The sequence below is a fragment of the Agrobacterium leguminum genome, from assembly GCF_005144435.2.
Lineage (GTDB): Bacteria > Pseudomonadota > Alphaproteobacteria > Rhizobiales > Rhizobiaceae > Agrobacterium > Agrobacterium leguminum.
This window is the reverse complement of the sequence record NZ_CP120212.1, coordinates 576,401-593,517: the sequence shown is the minus strand read 5'-3', so window position 1 is coordinate 593,517 and position 17,117 is coordinate 576,401. Positions and strand designations below refer to the sequence as shown.

General features: G+C 60.8%; 19 protein-coding genes. 15 read left to right on the top strand and 4 right to left on the bottom strand.

Translation table 11 applies throughout. The annotated features are described in order from the left end of the window. Positions 1-78: 78 nt before the first annotated feature. Positions 79-2,805, bottom strand: a complete 2,727-nt coding sequence (gene secA / locus CFBP4996_RS17220) for a preprotein translocase subunit SecA (RefSeq protein ID WP_080854418.1) — start codon at positions 2,803-2,805, stop codon at positions 79-81. 242 nt (positions 2,806-3,047) lie between these two features. Here secA and CFBP4996_RS17215 point away from each other — a divergent pair, with 242 nt between their 5' ends. The 6 genes from CFBP4996_RS17215 (at position 3,048) to CFBP4996_RS17190 (ending at position 7,227) form a co-directional block, all read left to right on the top strand. Then, on the top strand, positions 3,048-3,911 hold the full coding sequence (locus CFBP4996_RS17215; RefSeq protein WP_035237262.1) for a peptidylprolyl isomerase: 864 nt from the start codon (positions 3,048-3,050) through the stop codon (positions 3,909-3,911). 84 nt (positions 3,912-3,995) lie between these two features. Next, positions 3,996-5,237 (top strand): bifunctional glutamate N-acetyltransferase/amino-acid acetyltransferase ArgJ, encoded by a 1,242-nt coding sequence (gene argJ / locus CFBP4996_RS17210; RefSeq protein ID WP_080854884.1) that lies wholly within the window; start codon positions 3,996-3,998, stop codon positions 5,235-5,237. A gap of 18 nt (positions 5,238-5,255) precedes the next feature. Beyond that, positions 5,256-6,032, top strand: coding sequence for a GNAT family N-acetyltransferase (locus CFBP4996_RS17205; RefSeq protein WP_080854419.1), 777 nt, complete (start codon positions 5,256-5,258; stop codon positions 6,030-6,032). Then, on the top strand, positions 6,029-6,442 hold the full coding sequence (gene mutT, locus CFBP4996_RS17200) for an 8-oxo-dGTP diphosphatase MutT (protein ID WP_003522547.1): 414 nt from the start codon (positions 6,029-6,031) through the stop codon (positions 6,440-6,442). Before CFBP4996_RS17205 ends, mutT begins: the two co-directional genes overlap by 4 nt. Positions 6,443-6,614: 172 nt before the next feature. Next, positions 6,615-6,929 carry a hypothetical protein gene (locus CFBP4996_RS17195; RefSeq protein WP_003522548.1) on the top strand — a complete coding sequence of 105 codons (315 nt, stop codon included), beginning with the start codon at positions 6,615-6,617 and terminating at the stop codon, positions 6,927-6,929. A gap of 94 nt (positions 6,930-7,023) precedes the next feature. Next, positions 7,024-7,227: a Flp family type IVb pilin gene (locus CFBP4996_RS17190; RefSeq protein WP_059753579.1), complete on the top strand. Its 204-nt coding sequence runs from the start codon at positions 7,024-7,026 to the stop codon at positions 7,225-7,227. A gap of 4 nt (positions 7,228-7,231) precedes the next feature. Here the strand turns inward: CFBP4996_RS17190 and CFBP4996_RS17185 are convergent, their stop codons facing one another. After that, positions 7,232-8,113 carry a methyltransferase domain-containing protein gene (locus tag CFBP4996_RS17185; RefSeq protein ID WP_080854420.1) on the bottom strand — a complete coding sequence of 294 codons (882 nt, stop codon included), beginning with the start codon at positions 8,111-8,113 and terminating at the stop codon, positions 7,232-7,234. A 143-nt stretch (positions 8,114-8,256) separates the two neighbouring features. On the opposite strand from CFBP4996_RS17185, the gene CFBP4996_RS17180 reads away from it, so the two are divergent. From CFBP4996_RS17180 to CFBP4996_RS17165, 4 genes are read left to right on the top strand one after another with little or no spacing between them, the layout of a single operon-like run. Further along, the gene (locus CFBP4996_RS17180) at positions 8,257-9,048 is read left to right on the top strand and encodes a ComF family protein (protein ID WP_020809607.1); all 792 of its coding nucleotides are present in this window, start codon (positions 8,257-8,259) and stop codon (positions 9,046-9,048) included. Positions 9,049-9,108: 60 nt separating this feature from the next. Further along, positions 9,109-9,363, top strand: coding sequence for a glutaredoxin 3 (gene grxC / locus CFBP4996_RS17175; protein ID WP_003522552.1), 255 nt, complete (start codon positions 9,109-9,111; stop codon positions 9,361-9,363). Between the two features lie 32 nt (positions 9,364-9,395). After that, complete coding sequence (locus CFBP4996_RS17170; RefSeq protein WP_003522553.1) at positions 9,396-10,256, top strand: carbon-nitrogen hydrolase family protein; 861 nt, start codon at positions 9,396-9,398, stop codon at positions 10,254-10,256. Beyond that, complete coding sequence (locus CFBP4996_RS17165; protein WP_059753574.1) at positions 10,253-10,681, top strand: DUF1178 family protein; 429 nt, start codon at positions 10,253-10,255, stop codon at positions 10,679-10,681. Before CFBP4996_RS17170 ends, CFBP4996_RS17165 begins: the two co-directional genes overlap by 4 nt. A 37-nt stretch (positions 10,682-10,718) precedes the next feature. On the opposite strand, the gene ubiG is transcribed toward CFBP4996_RS17165, so the two are convergent. After that, complete coding sequence (ubiG, locus tag CFBP4996_RS17160) at positions 10,719-11,471, bottom strand: bifunctional 2-polyprenyl-6-hydroxyphenol methylase/3-demethylubiquinol 3-O-methyltransferase UbiG (protein WP_003522555.1); 753 nt, start codon at positions 11,469-11,471, stop codon at positions 10,719-10,721. 257 nt (positions 11,472-11,728) lie between these two features. On the opposite strand from ubiG, the gene CFBP4996_RS17155 reads away from it, so the two are divergent. After that, a complete protein-coding gene (locus CFBP4996_RS17155; RefSeq protein WP_121490334.1) occupies positions 11,729-12,490 on the top strand; it encodes an SH3 domain-containing protein in 762 nt (253 codons plus the stop codon). A 66-nt stretch (positions 12,491-12,556) separates the two neighbouring features. Here the strand turns inward: CFBP4996_RS17155 and CFBP4996_RS17150 are convergent, their stop codons facing one another. Then, on the bottom strand, positions 12,557-12,814 hold the full coding sequence (locus CFBP4996_RS17150) for a DUF2934 domain-containing protein (protein ID WP_080854422.1): 258 nt from the start codon (positions 12,812-12,814) through the stop codon (positions 12,557-12,559). 284 nt (positions 12,815-13,098) lie between these two features. On the opposite strand from CFBP4996_RS17150, the gene CFBP4996_RS17145 reads away from it, so the two are divergent. From CFBP4996_RS17145 to cysW, 4 genes are all read left to right on the top strand, one after another. Beyond that, entirely contained in the window at positions 13,099-14,169 is a 1,071-nt protein-coding gene (locus CFBP4996_RS17145) for an enoyl-CoA hydratase/isomerase family protein (RefSeq protein ID WP_080854423.1), read from the top strand. Between the two features lie 169 nt (positions 14,170-14,338). After that, the gene (gene cysP / locus CFBP4996_RS17140) at positions 14,339-15,325 is read left to right on the top strand and encodes a thiosulfate ABC transporter substrate-binding protein CysP (protein ID WP_080854424.1); all 987 of its coding nucleotides are present in this window, start codon (positions 14,339-14,341) and stop codon (positions 15,323-15,325) included. Between the two features lie 57 nt (positions 15,326-15,382). Then, entirely contained in the window at positions 15,383-16,222 is an 840-nt protein-coding gene (gene cysT, locus CFBP4996_RS17135; RefSeq protein WP_078053429.1) for a sulfate ABC transporter permease subunit CysT, read from the top strand. A 3-nt stretch (positions 16,223-16,225) separates the two neighbouring features. Further along, positions 16,226-17,113 (top strand): sulfate ABC transporter permease subunit CysW, encoded by an 888-nt coding sequence (cysW, locus tag CFBP4996_RS17130; protein WP_080854425.1) that lies wholly within the window; start codon positions 16,226-16,228, stop codon positions 17,111-17,113. The last annotated feature ends 4 nt before the right edge of the window (positions 17,114-17,117 follow it).

The following is a 17,117-nucleotide window of genomic DNA, read 5'->3' as shown; positions in this document are numbered from 1 at the left end:
ACAGCGATCGAGGGGTGCAACGAAAATCGCCCGCAACCGAAGGTGCGGGCGATTTTCGTTTGTCTGTCAGGAACTGCCTCAGGCCTGTTCGTAAACGCCGTGGCAGTGCTTGTATTTCTTGCCGGAGCCGCAGGGGCACATTTCGTTGCGGCCGATGCGACCCCAGGTGGCGGGGTTTTCCGGATCGCGATCCTCGGCCAGCACGAAGGCGGCGGGCGCGGCCTGCTGGCCCTGCGCCATTTCGTCTTCGCCCGTATTGGGATCGAGATGATGCGCCGTCATTTCCGGCAGTTCCGGCTGCTGCGGCTGCTGCGGTTCCTGCTGCACCAGTTCCACGCGCATCAGCTGGGCAGTAACGGCCTCGCGCAGATTGGCGAGCAGCGCCTGGAACAGTTCGAAGGCTTCCGCCTTGTATTCCTGCAGCGGGTCGCGCTGGGCATAACCGCGGAAACCGACGACCGAGCGGAGATGGTCGAGGTTGACGATATGTTCGCGCCACAGATGGTCGATCGTCTGGAGAATGACCGACCGTTCCACATAGGTCATGATCTCGGGGCCGAAACGTTCCGCGCGCTCGGCGGCGTATTTGTCGGCGGCCTCGGTGACGCGCTGGAGAATATCGTCCTCGGCGATGCCTTCTTCCTTGGCCCATTCCTCCACCGGCAGGTCGAGGTTCAGGAACTGGGCGATGCCGGCCTTCAGGCCTGCAATATCCCACTGTTCGGCATAGGCATTTTCCGGAATATGCTTGGTGACGAGCGTTTCGATCACTTCATGGCGCATATCGGCTGCGGTTTCGCCGATATTGTCGGCTTCCATCAGCTCGAGACGCTGCTCGAAGATCACCTTGCGCTGGTCGTTCAGCACATCGTCATATTTCAGAAGGTTCTTGCGGGTCTCGAAGTTGCGGGCTTCGACCTTCTTCTGGGCGCGTTCCAGCGCCTTGTTGATCCACGGATGGACGATTGCCTCGCCTTCCTTCAGGCCGAGCTTCTGCAGCATCGAGTCCATGCGCTCGGAACCGAAGATGCGCATCAGGTCATCCTGAAGCGAGAGGTAGAATTTCGAACGGCCGGGGTCGCCCTGACGGCCGGAACGGCCGCGCAGCTGGTTGTCGATGCGTCGGCTTTCGTGGCGCTCGGTGGCGATGACGTAAAGACCGCCGGCGGCAAGCGCCTTTTCCTTCAGCACCTTGATCTCGGCGCGGATTGCCTCTTCCTTCGCGTCATGTTCCGGACCGGGTTCGATGCCTTCGAGCTCGCGCTCAAGCCGCATGTCGACGTTGCCGCCGAGCTGGATGTCGGTACCGCGGCCGGCCATGTTGGTGGCGATGGTAACCGCACCCGGAACACCGGCCTGCGAAACGATATAGGCTTCCTGCTCGTGGTAACGGGCGTTCAGGACCTGGAAATCGGAGAAGCCGGACTGACGCAGGAGATGCGCCAGAAGTTCGGATTTTTCGATGGAGGTCGTGCCCACCAGAACCGGCTGGCCGCGTTCATGCGCCGCCTTGATCTCGGTGATGATCGCCTGGAACTTCTCCTCGCCGGTGCGGTAAACCTCGTCGTCCTCGTCGATACGCTGGATCGGCAGGTTGGTCGGCACTTCGATGACGTCGAGGCCGTAAATGTTGCCGAATTCTTCCGCTTCCGTTGCAGCCGTACCGGTCATGCCGGCCAGCTTTTCGTACATGCGGAAATAATTCTGGAAGGTGACGGAGGAAAGCGTCTGGTTTTCCGGCTGGATCTGCACCTTTTCCTTGGCTTCGAGAGCCTGATGCTGACCTTCGGAATAACGGCGGCCCGGCATCATGCGGCCGGTGAACTCGTCGATGATGACGATTTCGTCGTTGCGGACGATATAGTCCTTGTCGCGGGTGAAGAGCTTGTGGGCCTTCAGCGCATTGTTGATGTGGTGAACGATGGCGACGTTTTCGACGTCGTAAAGCGATTCGCCCTTCAGGAGGCCCGCCTGCCGCAGCAGGTTCTCGAGCTTCTCGGTGCCGTCTTCGGAGAAGTTGGCCGAGCGCTGCTTTTCATCGATTTCGTAATCTTCCGGCGTCAGCAGCGGAATGAAGGCGTCGATGGTGTTGTAAAGGTCGGAACGGTCGTCCAGCGGGCCGGAAATGATGAGCGGCGTGCGCGCCTCGTCGACCAGGATCGAGTCGACTTCGTCGACGATCGCGTAGTTATGGCCGCGCTGAACCATCTGGGCGCGGTCATATTTCATGTTGTCGCGCAGATAATCGAAGCCGAGTTCGTTATTCGTCGCGTAGGTGATGTCGCAGGCATAGGCCTCGCGGCGCTGGTCGTCGTCCAGCCCGTGGACGATGACGCCGGTCGTCAGGCCGAGGAAGCCATAGAGCCTGCTCATGGTGGCCGCGTCGCGCTTGGCGAGGTAGTCGTTGACGGTGACGACATGCACGCCCTTGCCGGCAAGGGCGTTGAGGTAGACCGCAAGGGTCGCCACCAGCGTCTTGCCTTCACCGGTCTTCATTTCGGCGATAGCGCCGCCATGCAGAATCATGGCGCCGGTCAGCTGCACGTCGAAGGGGCGCATATGCAGAACGCGGCGCGACGCTTCGCGGGCGACGGCGAAAGCCGGGATCAGCAGGTCGTCCAGCGTCTTGCCATCGGCAAGCTGCTGGCGGAACTCAGCGGTCTTGGCCGCCAGCGCCTCATTGGAGAGCGCCTTGGTGGCCTCTTCCAGCGCATTGATGGCTGCGATCTTGCTTTTATAGGAGCGGACGCGGCGGTCATTTGCCGAACCGAACAACTTGCGGGCTATTCCGCCGAGACTGACCATCTTACTGGCCCTTTCTGAAATTCCGTTTTGCCGGGCGCTTTTCTCCGTCACGCCGATTTCAGCATAAATGACGGACTTCGCCCTTCAACGTATCTGGACGCGAGGTTGCGTGACAGATAAGAGGGGGGGCAAATGATGTCAACGGTTCTGCCCGTTACAGAATGGCCACAATCCGGTGTTTGGAAGTTTTTTCAGAGCCGGAAACCATGTCTGGAGCCGGCATTGTCCCCGAAAGGTTCAAAATGTTGCGCTATAATAAAATTGCGGCTGCGGTGATTGTGGCCACGCTCGGCCTCCAGCTTCCGGCTTTCGCACAGGAAGACAAGGTTGTCGCCAAGGTTGGCGATCTGGAAATCCACCAGTCCGAACTCGACCTCGCCATGAGCAACCTCGACCCGCAGCTCGCGCAGCTTCCCGATGAGCAGAAGAAGGTTGCAGCCCTTTCCGGCGCGATCGACGTTAAGCTTCTGGTGAAGAACGCCAGCGCCGAAGGTCTGGAAAAGACTGAAGATTTCAAGAAGCGCATGGAATTCATCCAGGACCGTGAGCTGCACAACGCCTATTTCCGCAAGCATGTCGTCGATGCCGTTACCGCTGACGAAGTAAAGGCCCGCTACGACAAGGAAGTCGCAGCCCTGCCGCAGGAAGAGGAAATCAAGGCCGCCCACATTCTGGTCGCCAGCGAGGACGAAGCCAAGGACATCATCAAGCAGCTTGATTCGGGCAAGGATTTCGCCGCGCTCGCCAAGGAAAAGTCGACCGATTCCAACAAGGACGACGGCGGCGATCTCGGCTGGTTCGGCAAGGGCCGCATGGTGCCGGAATTCGAAGAAGCCGCTTTCGGTCTCGAAAAGGGCGCCTACACCAAGGCGCCGGTGAAGACCCAGTTCGGCTTCCACGTCATCAAGCTGGAAGACAAGCGCATCGCGCCGCCGCCGGCTTTCGAGCAGGTCGAGCCGCAGGTTCGTCAGCTTGTCATGCGTGACAAGTACGTTGCCCTCATCGAGAAGGCAAAGGCCGACCAGAAGATCGAAATCATGGATGAGACGCTGAAGAAGGGCTACGACGAAGCCACGAAGGAACAGCAGGCTCAGCCGCAGCAGTAAAAACAAATGTTACGGGGCGGCTATGGGCCGCCCCGTTTCATCTCGGCATTCCAGACCCCTTTTCCAGAATTTCAGGCGCTTCCCATGTCCGTTGCCGTTTCCCCGCTCGCTCCGAAATCCTATCCCGACATGCCTGCGCTGCGCGGCGTTCGCATGGCGACGGCCGCCGCCGGCATCAAGTACAAGAACCGCACCGACGTTCTGCTGATGGTGTTCGACAAGCCGGCAAGCGTCGCCGGCGTCTTCACCAAATCGAAATGCCCTTCCGCCCCGGTCGATTTCTGCCGCGCCAATCTCGGCGGCGGCGTGGCGCGCGCCGTGGTGGTCAATTCCGGCAATGCCAATGCCTTTACCGGCGTCAAGGGCAAGGCCGCGACCGAATTGACGGCGAAATCCGCCGCTGCCGCCGTTGGCTGCTCCGAGAGCGAGGTCTTCCTGGCATCGACGGGCGTGATCGGCGAGCCGCTGGATGCGACGAAATTTGCCGGCGTTCTCGGCGACATGAATGTCAGGGCGGAAGCCGATTTCTGGCAGGAAGCCGCCAAGGCGATCATGACGACCGACACCTATCCCAAGGTTTCGACCCGCACCGCCGAGATCGGCGGCGTGATCGTAACGATCAACGGCATTTCCAAGGGCGCTGGCATGATTGCGCCCGACATGGCGACGATGCTCTCTTTCGTGGTGACGGATGCGGATATCGAGCCCGCCGCCCTGCAGTCGCTGCTGTCTGCCGGTGTTGGCCCGACATTCAATTCCGTGACGGTCGATAGCGACACTTCCACCTCGGATACGTTGATGCTGTTTGCGACAGGTGCTGCCGCTGAAGACGGCCAGGTGAAGGTAACGAGCGCCGATGACGAGCGCCTTGCCGGCTTCCGCACCGCGCTGAACGATCTCCTGAAGGACCTTGCCCTGCAGGTGGTTCGTGACGGCGAAGGCGCGCGCAAGATGGTGGAAGTCACCGTAACGGGCGCGGAAAACGATGCCGCCGCCAAGAAGATTGCCCTCTCCATCGCCAATTCGCCGCTGGTGAAGACCGCGGTTGCCGGCGAAGACGCCAATTGGGGCCGCGTCGTCATGGCCGTCGGCAAGTCCGGCGAAATGGCCGACCGTGACCGCCTCGCCATCTGGTTCGGCGGCGTGCGCGTGGCCGTCAACGGCGAGCGCGACCCGGATTATTCGGAGGCGGAAACCAGCGCGGTGATGCGTCTCGAAGACATTCCGGTGAAGGTGGATATCGGCCTCGGTCAGGGCACTGCCACCGTCTGGACCTGTGACCTGACGAAAGAATATGTTGCGATCAACGGCGACTATCGGAGCTGACCGTTGGAGCCGAAGAGAATGCAGGACAATAAAGCCGTCAATCTGCCGCTGGTTCGCCGTCTGGAAGCCGTCAGCTTCCGGGCATGGCCTGCCTCGTCGGTGATTTATGACGGCAGCTGGCAAATCCGCCTGACGGGTTCGCACCCCTCCAAGCGCATCAACTGCGTGGTGCCGCTGGACCCTTCCGATTACGGAAACAGCGCGGTGCGGCTGGAAAAGGCGCGCAAGCGTTTCGAAGATTTCGGCCGACCGCTGGTGGTGCGCGAAACGACGCTGATGCCGCCGCAGCTCCGGGATTTTCTGGCGAATGACGGCTGGTCCGTGTTCGAAGAGGTGATGGTCATGACGGCCGATCTCTCCGGCATGGAGCTGCCCGAAACGCTGGTCAGCCTGCCGAGCCACGATATCGGTCGTTTTGTCGAGGCGAGCATCAAGGTCAGCGATAGCGACCCGGCGCTCCGTCCGGCGATTGCGGAAATCGTCAGCTCCATCAAGCCGGCGCTCGGCCTCTTCATCAATGAGGAAGTGGAAGGAAATCCGCTCGCGACCGTGATTTGCGTGCAGGATAACGACCTTGCCGGCATCATCTCCCTCGATGTCGAAAAGTCGCAGCGTAAAAAGGGCCTCGGCACGCAGATTTTGTCGTCGGCACTGCGCTGGGCGAGAATCAGCGGCGCAAAAACCGCCTGGCTGCAGGTGGTTTCCACCAATGCGCCTGCCATCGCCCTTTATCAAAAATTCGGCTTCTCCGAGGCCTATCGTTATCGCTACTGGCGCAAGGGAGCCGGCGAATGAGCGAGGCAGGCAAAAAAATCCTGCTGGTCGCCGCCTGCGCCCTTCTCGATCAGGATGGCCGCATTCTTCTGGCGCAGCGTCCGGAAGGCAAGTCGCTTGCAGGCCTGTGGGAATTTCCGGGCGGCAAGGTGGAGCATGGCGAGACGCCGGAGGAAACCCTTGTCCGTGAACTGGACGAGGAGCTGGGCATCAAAACCAAGGTCGCCTGCCTCGCGCCGCTGACATTTGCCAGCCACACCTATGAGACCTTTCACCTCCTGATGCCGCTTTACGTGTGCCGCCGTTATGAGGGCATTGCGCATGGCCGGGAAGGACAGGCGATTAAATGGGTGAAGCCGCAGGCCCTGCGCGATTACCCCATGCCGCCGGCCGATGAGCCGCTCATCCCCTTCCTGCAGGATCTGCTATAAAATCGGGAAGTCCCCCGAGTTCCTCGCGTATTATCCCGTCACAGCTTCGTGAAAATGCCCCGTTTGCAGCGCTTTGCCGTGCCAAAACGGGGCTGTGTTAAGAGATCGTTCAGCACCCTCTGGCAGATTGTTAAGCTAAAGAAGCGGTAAACTGCGCGAGACGAGGTTGGTCATGAACGAGGATTTCTGGAAGACGGTGGAAGGTCGTCACTTGTATTCCGACAAATCCCGTCGCACCGGCGTGCTCAATGTGGCGCTGCTTTTCGGCACGGCGGTTATCGCGCTCTCGCTCATCGTTACCCCCATGCTTGCTGGAAAATCCTCCACGCGGGTGGCGCAGTTTCCCGACAATTACGACATGATCAGCACGGGCTCCATCAAGAAGACCGATGTGGGCAAGACCTATTCCATCCGTCGCAGCATCACCCAGCCGATGCCGGAAATGCCCTGCGTGGTCACGGGTTATAGCAACGAGAGCGGTTGCTGATCGTTTACCATCAAAGGTAACGGATTCCTCACATCGCCGACCTAGGATAGAGTTGATTTCAACAGGGCAGAAGCCGGTTGTCGCAACGCACCGGATGGCGGATGGGGAATATCCTGTGCTGCATTTTTTTATCAATTTTTGCAAAAGCGAAGACGGTGCCACAGCGGTTGAATACGGCCTGATTGTCGGGCTGATTTCCGCCGCCCTCATCGCTGGCGCAGGCAGCATCAGCAGCAATATCAATGCCGTGTTTCAGTTCATCGTGGACACTTTGGTCGAGTTGAAGCCTTTTGGCTGATCGCTCAGGACAGCTTCACCTCGGTTGTCTTTAAGGCATCGGCAAGCCGCACCTTGGCGGAGCCGGGTTTCAGCGGTTTCTGCTGGCTTTCGTGCGGCGCCCAGCCTGATACATAGATGATGGAAAATGTCGCCCTTATCCGCCCGTCAGGATCGGAATATCGCTCGGCGTAAAGCTCCGCCGCGCGCAGGAAAAAGGCGCGGTTGAGCGGTTTTCTGCTGCGGCTTGCCAGCGGATTGGCCATGCCCATGGCGCGCAGGTCGCGCATCAGCGGGAAAATCGAATCGTAACGCACGGTGTAGCTTTCCGCATCGGTCACGGGGAGCGCAAACCCGGCGCGCTGCAAGAGCGCGCCGACATCGCGCACATCGGCGAAGGGAATGACGCGCGGGCTGGCGCCTCCTGTCAGCTCCGCCTCGGCGGTCAGCAGCACGTCGCGCAGTTCCTGCAGGGTGCCGCTGCCGGGAATGGCGCCGAGAAACAGGCCGTCCGGTTTCAATGCCCGGCGGATCTGGATCAGCGCGCCGGGCGTATCGTTGGTCAGATGCAGGGCAAGCGGTGAAACGATGAGGTTGGCGGAGGCCTCCTCGAGCGGCAGATGCTCCATGGAAGCGGCTTCGGGAACATTCGCATCCGTCGCAAAACAGCTTTCGGTTTCGATACGGCGAATGGTATCCACCTTGCCGGTCTCCGCCAGCCGCCGGGCGGTGACGCCGGTGCCGCCATGAAGTTCGATTGCGGTCTCGAACTGGCGCTCGACGATGGCAAGCCTGTCGGCCAGCTCTTCGGCCGCCATGTCGAGAAGAAACAGGGCCTTGTCGTCGCGCCGGTTCCAGGCCCGGCGACGGTTTTGTTCGATCAGGGCCTGGTCAAAGAGAATATCCATCGTCTTGCCTGCTCGGCCTCAAACGCCTTCGGGATCGGCGGGCCGTATCGTTGGTCTCATGCCGCTTGGGGCATCGTTTTCCCGGTGTCGGGAAGGAACTATCGCTCTCGCAAAGGCACCCGTTCGGCGGTAAAGTCAACCTCATGGGTGCTGGTGAAAGTCTGTTTTCAGGTTTGCTGTCAAAGTCTGCGGCCGTGCCGGCGGCGGCGGGAGACATGTGGCGTGCGGTCTTCCGTATGGTCTACCCGCCAACCTGCGCGGGCTGCACCCGAATGACCGGCGGCGAGGGTGCCTTATGTGCGGATTGCTGGCGGGATGTGGCCTTTATCGATCGTCCTTTTTGCGAAGTTCTGGGCATTCCCTTCGCGCGGGATCACGGAGACGGTTTCGTGAGCGCGCAGGCGATTGCCGAACCGCCGCCTTTTGACCGGCTGCGCGCCGTTGCAAGCCATGAGGGAACCGCCCGCAAGCTGGTGCACCGGCTGAAATATCAGGACCGGACCGATCTCGCCCGCCTGATGGCGCTGTGGATGCTGAGGGCAAGTGACGGAACGGTGGATGCCTGCGATTGCATCGTGCCCGTTCCATTGCATCGCAACCGTTTCCTGCGCCGCCGTTTCAATCAATCCGCCGAGCTGGCGCGGCATCTGGCCAGGGCCTCCGGCAAGCCCTTGCTTGCCGGCACGCTGCTGCGCGTGAAGCCGACAGAGCGGCAGGTGGGGCTTTCCGCGCTTGCCCGGCGGGACAATGTGCGCGGCGCTTTCGCGCTCGCACCCGGCCGGGAAACAGATGTCCATGGCAGGCGCGTGGTACTGGTGGACGACGTCTATACCACCGGCGCGACGGTGGGTGCGGCGAGCCGCGCCCTGCGCAGGGCCGGTGCCGCGGATGTGACGGTTTTGACCTTTGCAATGGCCATTTCCGGGCCTATATGAAACCTGAATGACATGACTTTATCGTGCGTTTTAGCGCACGTTTGCGAGGGCTTTGAAAACATGGCACCGGTGACGATCTATACGCGGGATTTTTGTGGCTATTGCGCACGCGCCAAGGCGCTGCTGGACAGCAAGGGCGTGGATTATGCCGAATATAACGCCACGACGACACCGGAATACCGGCAGGAAATGATCGAGAAGTCCGGCGGAACGACGTTCCCGCAAATCTTCATCAACGGCCAGCATGTGGGCGGCTGCGACGATCTGCACGCGCTCGAGCGCGCCGGTAAACTGGACGCGCTGCTGGCCGCCTGATCGGCCGCGATCTTGCGGGTATGGAGGATGTGATGAGTTTCAAGGCTGCCGCCATTCAGATGCGCTCCGGCGTCGATCCGGCAAGAAACGCCGCCGATATGGAACGGCTGGTGCGTGCGGCTGCGGCCGAGGGCGCCGTTTATGTGCAGACCCCGGAAATGACGGGCGCGATCCAGAAGGACAGGCAGGCGCTGCGTGCGCAACTGCGTGATGACGATGGCGATATCATCGTTGCGACGGCCGCCCGTCTTGCCCGCGAACTCGGCATTCATGTCCATGTCGGCTCCACGGCCATTGCCCGCCCGGATGGCAAGATCGCCAATCGCGGTTTTCTCTTCGCGCCGGATGGTTCGCGCATCTGCAGCTATGACAAGATCCATATGTTCGATGTCGATCTCGACAATGGTGAAAGCTGGCGTGAAAGCGCTGCCTATCAACCCGGCGAAGTGGCGCGTATCGCCGAACTTCCGCTGGGGAAATTCGGCTTCGCAATCTGCTATGACGTCCGTTTCCCGCAGCTTTTCCGCGCGGAAGCGCTGGCAGGTGCGGAGGTTCTGACCGTTCCGGCGGCTTTCACCCGACAGACGGGGGAGGCCCATTGGGAAATCCTGCTGCGCGCCCGCGCCATCGAAAATGGCGCTTTCGTCATCGCCGCCGCGCAGGCCGGCGTGCATGAGGATGGGCGGGAAACCTTTGGCCATTCCATCATCATCGACCCATGGGGCAAGGTTCTGGCCGTTGCCGGCGGCGCTGGCGAAGAGATCATCTTCGCCGAGATCGATACCTCGCTGGTGGCTGCCGCGCGCGGAAAAATTCCCAATCTCCGCAATGCCCGCGAGTTCGGTCTGGATACGGTTATTCCCCTGAAACCTGCCGGAGGTGAAGCGGCGTGATCCGTTATGCGCTGGCCTGTGAAAAGGGCCATGAGTTCGAAGGCTGGTTTGCCGGTAGCGACGATTTCGACGATCAGTTGCAGCGCGGTTTCCTGTCCTGCCCGGTCTGCAATTCCGTGCAGGTCTCCAAGCTGTTGATGGCGCCTTCGGTTTCCACCGCCCGCAAGAAAGACGAACGCCAGACGCTCGCCATGGATAGCGCCCGAAAAGAGGCGCTTGCGAAAATCCGCGAGGCCGTTGCCAATATCCGCGCCAATGCCGAAGATGTCGGCGATAAATTTCCGGAAGAAGCCCGCAAGATCCACTATGGCGAAGCGGATGAGCGCGGCATCATCGGCAATGCCTCGGCGCAGGACGCCAAGGCCCTGCTGGACGAGGGTATCGAGATCGCGCCGCTGCCGGTGCTGCCCGACGACGTCAACTGAACTCCTTCAGACGACCTCACGCAAATAGCGTCCGGGATTACCCCTGCGCCGGCCGCTTCGCCAGCATCATGTAGTTGACGTCCATATCCGGCGAAAGATTCCAGCGATCCTGCAACACGTTGTAGAAGACGCCGGTGCGGTGGATGATATCCATGCCGCTCGCCACCAGCGGCCGCTCGAGCTCTTCCGGGCGAACGAGCTTTTCATATTGGTGCGTGCCGCGCGGCAGCCAGCGCAGCACGTTTTCGGCGGCAAAGATCGCCAGTGCCCGGGCTTTGAGCGTGCGGTTGATGGTGGCGGCGAACATCAGGCCGCCGGGGCGCACCATTTTCGCGCAGGTGGTGACGAAGAGATCGACATTGGCCACATGCTCGACCACCTCCATGTTAAGGATGACGTCGAAGGTTTCGCCGGCTTCCTGCAACTGCTCGGCAGTCACGGCGCGGTAGTCGACGCTGACCCCGCTTTCGCGCGCATGGGTGGAGGCGATGCCGATATTCTTTTCCGAGGGATCGGCGCCCACCACATCCGCGCCCATGCGTGCAACGGGTTCGGAGAGAAGGCCGCCGCCGCAGCCGATATCCAATATGCGCAGCCCTTCCAGCGGGCGGTGCGCCTTCGGGTCGCGGCCGAAATTCTCGCAGATGCGGTTGCGGATATATTCGAGCCGTACCGGATTGAACTTGTGCAGCGGGCGGAACTTGCCGGTCGGGCTCCACCACTCCGCAGCCATCGCGGAGAAGCGATCCACTTCGCTCTGGTCGACGGTCGTCTGTGCGGTTTCGCTCATGGTTCTGCTCCATATTGCTGTTGCATTGAAGTCGGATGATTGCCCCCCGAAGTCAAGACCGGCGGTCCATTCCGGCGGCGATTTATCGGGCGCTGATTGCCGCAGGTGGAACTGATTGGATGTCTCATTTGTTTCATGCTGCGTTCATGCAGAACCGCGTATTTTCCGGTCGTGGCAGTATGCGGAACGCATACTCGTCCATCGAACATGGTGGATGCTGACAAGGGCAAAGCGGGCCTTTGCTTGAGGAGAAAGAAGTGAAGAAAAAACTGTTTGGCGCAATTGCGCTGGTGGCCATGCTCGCCGCACCGGCACTTGCCGAAGCTGCGACGCGGGGTTTCGCCACCGCGAATGTGAATATGCGCTCCGGCCCGAGCACAGCCTATCCGGCCGTCGTGGTTATCCCGAATGGCGCGCCGCTCACCGTGCACGGCTGCCTTTCCGATACGCCGTGGTGCGATGTTTCCTTCGTGGGCGGTCGCGGCTGGGTGGCCGGGCGTTATATCGCCACGACCTACCGGCAGAACCGGGTCTATGTCGAACCGCGTTATTACCGCGATCTCGGCGTGCCGGTGATCACCTTCGAAGTCGGCCGTTATTGGGACCGCTATTATCGCGACCGCGACTTTTACCGCGAGCGCGACCGCTGGCGCCGTCCGCCGCCGTCCGGCGGTTACTGGAACGCCGCGCCTCCGCCGCCCCGCGCCGACTGGGATCGCCCGCGCCCGCGTGACGAGTGGCGCGATCCGCGCCAGGGCGGTCCGAATGACGGACGCTGGGAACGTCGTTACGGCGACTGGAACCAGGGTGACAGAAATCAGGACAGGCCGCGTCGCGACGACGACCGCCGTCGCTTCGAAGATGAAAACCGCGACCGCAATCGCGATGGCCAGCAGAACCAGGATGAAGGCCAGCGTCGCCCAGAGCGTCGCCAATGGGATGACCCGCGCCGTGCGCCTGCCTCGGAAAATTTCCGCGATGGCTGCCGGATCGGCGATCCGGGTTGTGACCCGCGCTAAACGGACAAAGCCCGGCATGATTGTCGGGCTTTTTCATTTATGGTTTCAGTTTAGATTTGCGAGCCGTTATTTCGCGGCGGCAGCCTTGCGGGCGCGGGCCTTGGGTTTTGCCGGGGCTTCCGCATCCGGTGCGGCTTCTACAGCGGCGGCCTTGGGAGCGGCCTTCTTGCGCGTTGCGGGTTTCGTCGCTTCCGATGTCTTCAGCAGCGAAAATTCATGCTTGGCCTGTTCCCAATGGTGCGCGTCGCGCCCATGGGGGTGGCCTTCTTTTTCCCAGAGTGTATATGCCCGTTTACTGATCCATTCGTGTTCCGAAACCTGCATGCTCGTCTCCCGTTGCTGTTTACAGCGCCTATGAGAAGGCGACATTCCGCTTTGGTCCGGCACACGCTCGACAGGAATCAATGCCGGCATTTCCAGAACCCATTACATGCCATGATTTTCCGGCCGTCAAGCAAACATGCTGCATTGCGAAAACGGATTTCCGGCATTTTCTGCCCGTTAAAGCGGTTTGAGCGAAAGACGTTCCCGCAGAACAAGATCAACGTTGCGTGATCGCGCCCGGGCCGCCAAGATGGCCGGATGAATGGGCAGCGGAGGAGGCGGTCTTGGAACAGAGAACGGAAGCGGATGCGCAGGTCATCGTCGAAAAACGGGGAGGGGCAGGCATCATTCGCCTCAACCGCCCGAAGGCCATCAACAGCCTGACCTTGCCGATGGTGCGCGACCTGTTTCAGGCGCTTCAGCGTTTCGAAGAGGATGCCGGTGTTTCCTGTGTGGTCCTTACAGGGGAAGGCGACAGGGGGCTTTGCGCCGGGGGCGATGTCCGCATCATTCACGATCTCGGCAAGGCGGGCGACCCGCAGGTGCTTGATTTCTGGCGGGAAGAATTTCCGCTCAACTATCGCATCGCCCGCTTCGGTAAACCCTATATTGCCCTGATGGACGGCATCGTCATGGGCGGCGGTGTCGGCATTTCAGCCCATGGCAGCCACCGCATCGTCACGGAACGCACAAAACTCGCCATGCCGGAAACCGGCATCGGTTACTTCCCGGATGTCGGCGGCTCCTGGCTTTTGCCACGGGCGCCGGGCGAATGCGGCACCTGGCTGGGATTGACGGGCAATGCCGTTACCGCTGCCGATGCCATCTATGCCGGTTTTGCCGACTATCTTGTTCCTTCGGACCGTCTCGACGGGTTGGTCCAAGTCTTGTCGCAAGCGGTGGATACAGACAGCATCGAGACCGCGATCGCGGCGCACGCCGTCGAGGCCGGAGAAGGCATTTTATCTATAAATCGGGATATCATCGAAGCGACATTCCGTTTCGACACGGTCGAGGAGATTGTCGCCGCGCTTTCGGCGCGACAGGATGCGTTTTCGCGCGAAACCCTCGAGGTCCTGCAAAAACGCTCCCCCACCAGTCTGAAACTGACCCTGAAGCTGCTGCGCCTCGGCCGGGAAAGCGCGAGCCTCATCGAATGCCTGGAGCGGGAATTTGCCGCCGGTACGGAAATATTGCGCCGGCATGATTTTTACGAAGGTGTGCGTGCGGCGCTGGTCGACAAGGACCGCAATCCCCGCTGGCAACCGGCACGGCTGGAGGAGGTGAGGGAGGAGGACATTGCGCCTTATTTTGCCGCGCATTCCGGCAATCTGTTTCCCGATCATCGTCTTTAGGTCGGCGCAAAAGAAATCCGGCTTCTTGTCGTATATGAAATCATCGCCTTTGGAGCCGATATTCTTTGGGTGAAATTTCCAATCCGCGCGCCCGGAAAGCATGGCTGTTTCTCGCGGGTGTTGCCGCCGCCCGCTATGTTGAGCACCATTCGAATTGCCGGGGGTATTCATGAAACGTCTTCTCATTATCGGTACTGCCATTGCCGCTCTTTTTGCAGGTGCGGCGCAGGCGCAGTCTCCGACCACCATTCTCAACGCATCCTACGATGTCGCCCGCGAAGTTTTCGCGGCCGAGAACGAGGCGTTCATCAAGCAGCATCCGGGCGTAACTGTCGACCAGTCGCATGCCGGCACTTCCAAGCAGGCGCGCGCCATCGTCGAGGGTCTGGAAGCCGATGTCGTCACCTTCAATCAGGTCACCGATGTCGATTTTCTGGTGAAGCAGGGCTTCGTTTCGGCCGACTGGAAGAAGGATTTTGCGAACGACGCATCGCCCTTCTATTCCTTCCCGTCCTTCCTCGTGCGCGCCGGCAATCCCAAGGGTATCAAGGACTGGGACGATCTTGCCCGCGACGATGTGAAGATCGTTTTCCCCAATCCGAAGACCTCGGGTAACGCCCGTTACACCTATCTCGCCGCCACGGCTTACGCCAAGGAGAAGTTCAACGGCGACGACGCGAAGGTTCAGGCATTCGTCAAGAAAATCTTCGACAATACGCCGGTGTTCGACACGGGAGGCCGCGCCGCCACCACCACCTTCGTTGAGCGTGAAATCGGCGACGTGCTGATCACCTTCGAAGCCGAGACGCGCGGCATCGCCAAGCAATATGGCGCAGACAAGGTGGAAGGCGTCGTGCCCTCCGTCAGCCTGCTGGCCGAATTCCCGGTGGCCGTGGTGGACAAGGTCGTCGACAAGCGCGGCTCGCGCGATCTGGCGAAAAGCTATCTCGACTTCCTCTATACCGAGGAAGGCCAGCGTATCGCCGCCGAATTCGGCCACCGCGTCCACAATGAAAAGGTCGTCGGCGAATTCAAGGACAAGTTCCCGGCCATTCGCCTCGTCAACGTCGATGATGTCTTCGGCGGCTGGGACAAAATCCAGAAAGAGCATTTTGCATCCGGCGCGACGCTTGATACGCTTTACGGCAGCCGTTAATCACAGCGATACGCAACAGGTAAAAGACCCGGCGGGAAACCGCCGGGTCGCTTTTTGATGAATGGGGGGCGGGGTTTGAAGCGGAATGTTCTGCCGGGGCTGAAATTGTCCCTTGGCGTTACCCTGACTTACGTTGCCATCATCGTGCTTCTGCCGCTCTCGGCATTGGTGTTCAAGGCGGCAAGCCTTGGCCCTGCCGAATATTGGTCGATCATCTCGTCGCCGCGCGCCGTGGCCAGTTATCGTGTTACCGTGCTCTGCGCGCTCGCCGCCACGCTGTTCAACGTCATCTTCGGGCTGGCGCTCGCCTGGGTGCTGACGCGTTACCGTTTTCCCGGCTGGCGCATTGTCGACGCCATCGTCGATCTGCCTTTTGCGCTTCCGACCGCCGTTGCCGGCATTGCGCTGACGACGCTGTTTGCGGGCAATGGCTGGTTCGGCTCGGTACTTTCGCAATTCGGCATCAAGGTGGCCTACACGCCGCTTGGCATCATGGTGGCGATGGCCTTTACCAGCCTGCCCTTCATCGTGCGCACGGTGCAGCCGGTGCTGGAAGATCTCGATCCGGCGCTCGAGGAAGCGGCGCAGTCGCTTGGCGGTTCCGATCTCGAAATTTTCCGCAAGATCATCCTGCCGCTGTTGACGCCGGCGTTGCTCGCCGGTCTGTCGCTCTCCTTCGCCCGCAGCCTCGGCGAATTCGGGGCGATCATCTTCATCGCCGGCAATCAGCCGTTTTCGACGGAAATCACGGCGCTGCTGATCTTCATCCGGCTGGAGGAATATGATTATCAGGCCGCCGCCGCCATCGCCTCCGTGCTGCTCATCACCGCCTTCGTGATGCTGGCGGTAACCAATTATCTGCAGGCGCGCGCGCTTCGTTATACGGTGAGGGGCTGAGAGATGAGCGCCGTTTCTTCACATCGCAAACCTCCACGCGTCGGCGACTCGCCTCTCGTTCGCCGCAGCCTGATTTCTTTTGTGCTGGTCATCGGCGCCCTGTTGGTCCTCGCGCCGCTTATCATCATCGGCGTCGAGGCGTTTTCGCAGGGCTGGCAGGCCTATACGGCCACCATCACCCATCCCGATACCCGCCACGCCATCATGCTGACGGTGCTGACGGCGCTGATCGCCGTGCCGGTGAACACGGCCTTCGGTGTTGCGGCCGCATGGGCGATTACCAAGTTCGATTTCCCCGGTCGACGCTTCCTGCTGGTGCTGATCGAGATACCCTTTTCCATCTCGCCCATCGTCGCGGGTGTCGCCTATCTCTTCGTTTACGGGCTGCAGGGGCTTTTCGGCCCGTTCCTCGATGCACATGACATCAAGATACTTTTTGCGCTGCCCGGCATCGTCATCGCCTCAATGTTCGTCACCGCACCTTTCGTGGCGCGGGAACTCATCCCGCTGATGCAGGCGCAGGGCCGCGATCTCGAGGAGGCGGCGACCTCGCTTGGCGCATCCGGCTGGCGCACTTTCTTTTCGGTCACCTTGCCGAATATCAAATGGGCGCTGCTTTACGGCGTCGTGCTGTGCAACGCCCGCGTGATGGGCGAGTTCGGCGCGGTATCGGTCGTATCGGGCAATATTCGCGGCCAGACCAATACGCTGCCGTTGCATATCGAGCTGCTTTACCACGATTACCAGACGGCCGGCGCCTTCGCCTCGGCCTCGATCCTCGCCACCCTCGCCGTCGTCACCATCATTGCCAAGGTGGCGCTGGAACGACGCGGCGCCGGGCGCGGGGCCAAGAAGACCAACGGCGATGCCGCCATCGCCACGGAGACCTGATTCC

Excerpts from the sequence above, each read along its gene's own strand:
- CFBP4996_RS17205 (WP_080854419.1), top strand. The coding sequence starts at position 5,256 with ATGCAGGACAATAAAGCCGTCAATCTGCCGCTGGTTCGCCGTCTGGAA.
- secA (WP_080854418.1), bottom strand. The coding sequence starts at position 2,805 with ATGGTCAGTCTCGGCGGAATAGCCCGCAAGTTGTTCGGTTCGGCAAAT.
- cysP (WP_080854424.1), top strand. The coding sequence starts at position 14,339 with ATGAAACGTCTTCTCATTATCGGTACTGCCATTGCCGCTCTTTTTGCA.
- CFBP4996_RS17190 (WP_059753579.1), top strand. The coding sequence starts at position 7,024 with ATGGCGGATGGGGAATATCCTGTGCTGCATTTTTTTATCAATTTTTGC.
- grxC (WP_003522552.1), top strand. The coding sequence starts at position 9,109 with ATGGCACCGGTGACGATCTATACGCGGGATTTTTGTGGCTATTGCGCA.
- cysW (WP_080854425.1), top strand. The coding sequence starts at position 16,226 with ATGAGCGCCGTTTCTTCACATCGCAAACCTCCACGCGTCGGCGACTCG.
- CFBP4996_RS17180 (WP_020809607.1), top strand. The coding sequence starts at position 8,257 with ATGGGTGCTGGTGAAAGTCTGTTTTCAGGTTTGCTGTCAAAGTCTGCG.
- CFBP4996_RS17150 (WP_080854422.1), bottom strand. The coding sequence starts at position 12,814 with ATGCAGGTTTCGGAACACGAATGGATCAGTAAACGGGCATATACACTC.
- argJ (WP_080854884.1), top strand. The coding sequence starts at position 3,996 with ATGTCCGTTGCCGTTTCCCCGCTCGCTCCGAAATCCTATCCCGACATG.
- CFBP4996_RS17185 (WP_080854420.1), bottom strand. The coding sequence starts at position 8,113 with ATGGATATTCTCTTTGACCAGGCCCTGATCGAACAAAACCGTCGCCGG.
- CFBP4996_RS17215 (WP_035237262.1), top strand. The coding sequence starts at position 3,048 with ATGTTGCGCTATAATAAAATTGCGGCTGCGGTGATTGTGGCCACGCTC.
- mutT (WP_003522547.1), top strand. The coding sequence starts at position 6,029 with ATGAGCGAGGCAGGCAAAAAAATCCTGCTGGTCGCCGCCTGCGCCCTT.
- cysT (WP_078053429.1), top strand. The coding sequence starts at position 15,383 with ATGAATGGGGGGCGGGGTTTGAAGCGGAATGTTCTGCCGGGGCTGAAA.
- ubiG (WP_003522555.1), bottom strand. The coding sequence starts at position 11,471 with ATGAGCGAAACCGCACAGACGACCGTCGACCAGAGCGAAGTGGATCGC.
- CFBP4996_RS17195 (WP_003522548.1), top strand. The coding sequence starts at position 6,615 with ATGAACGAGGATTTCTGGAAGACGGTGGAAGGTCGTCACTTGTATTCC.
- CFBP4996_RS17170 (WP_003522553.1), top strand. The coding sequence starts at position 9,396 with ATGAGTTTCAAGGCTGCCGCCATTCAGATGCGCTCCGGCGTCGATCCG.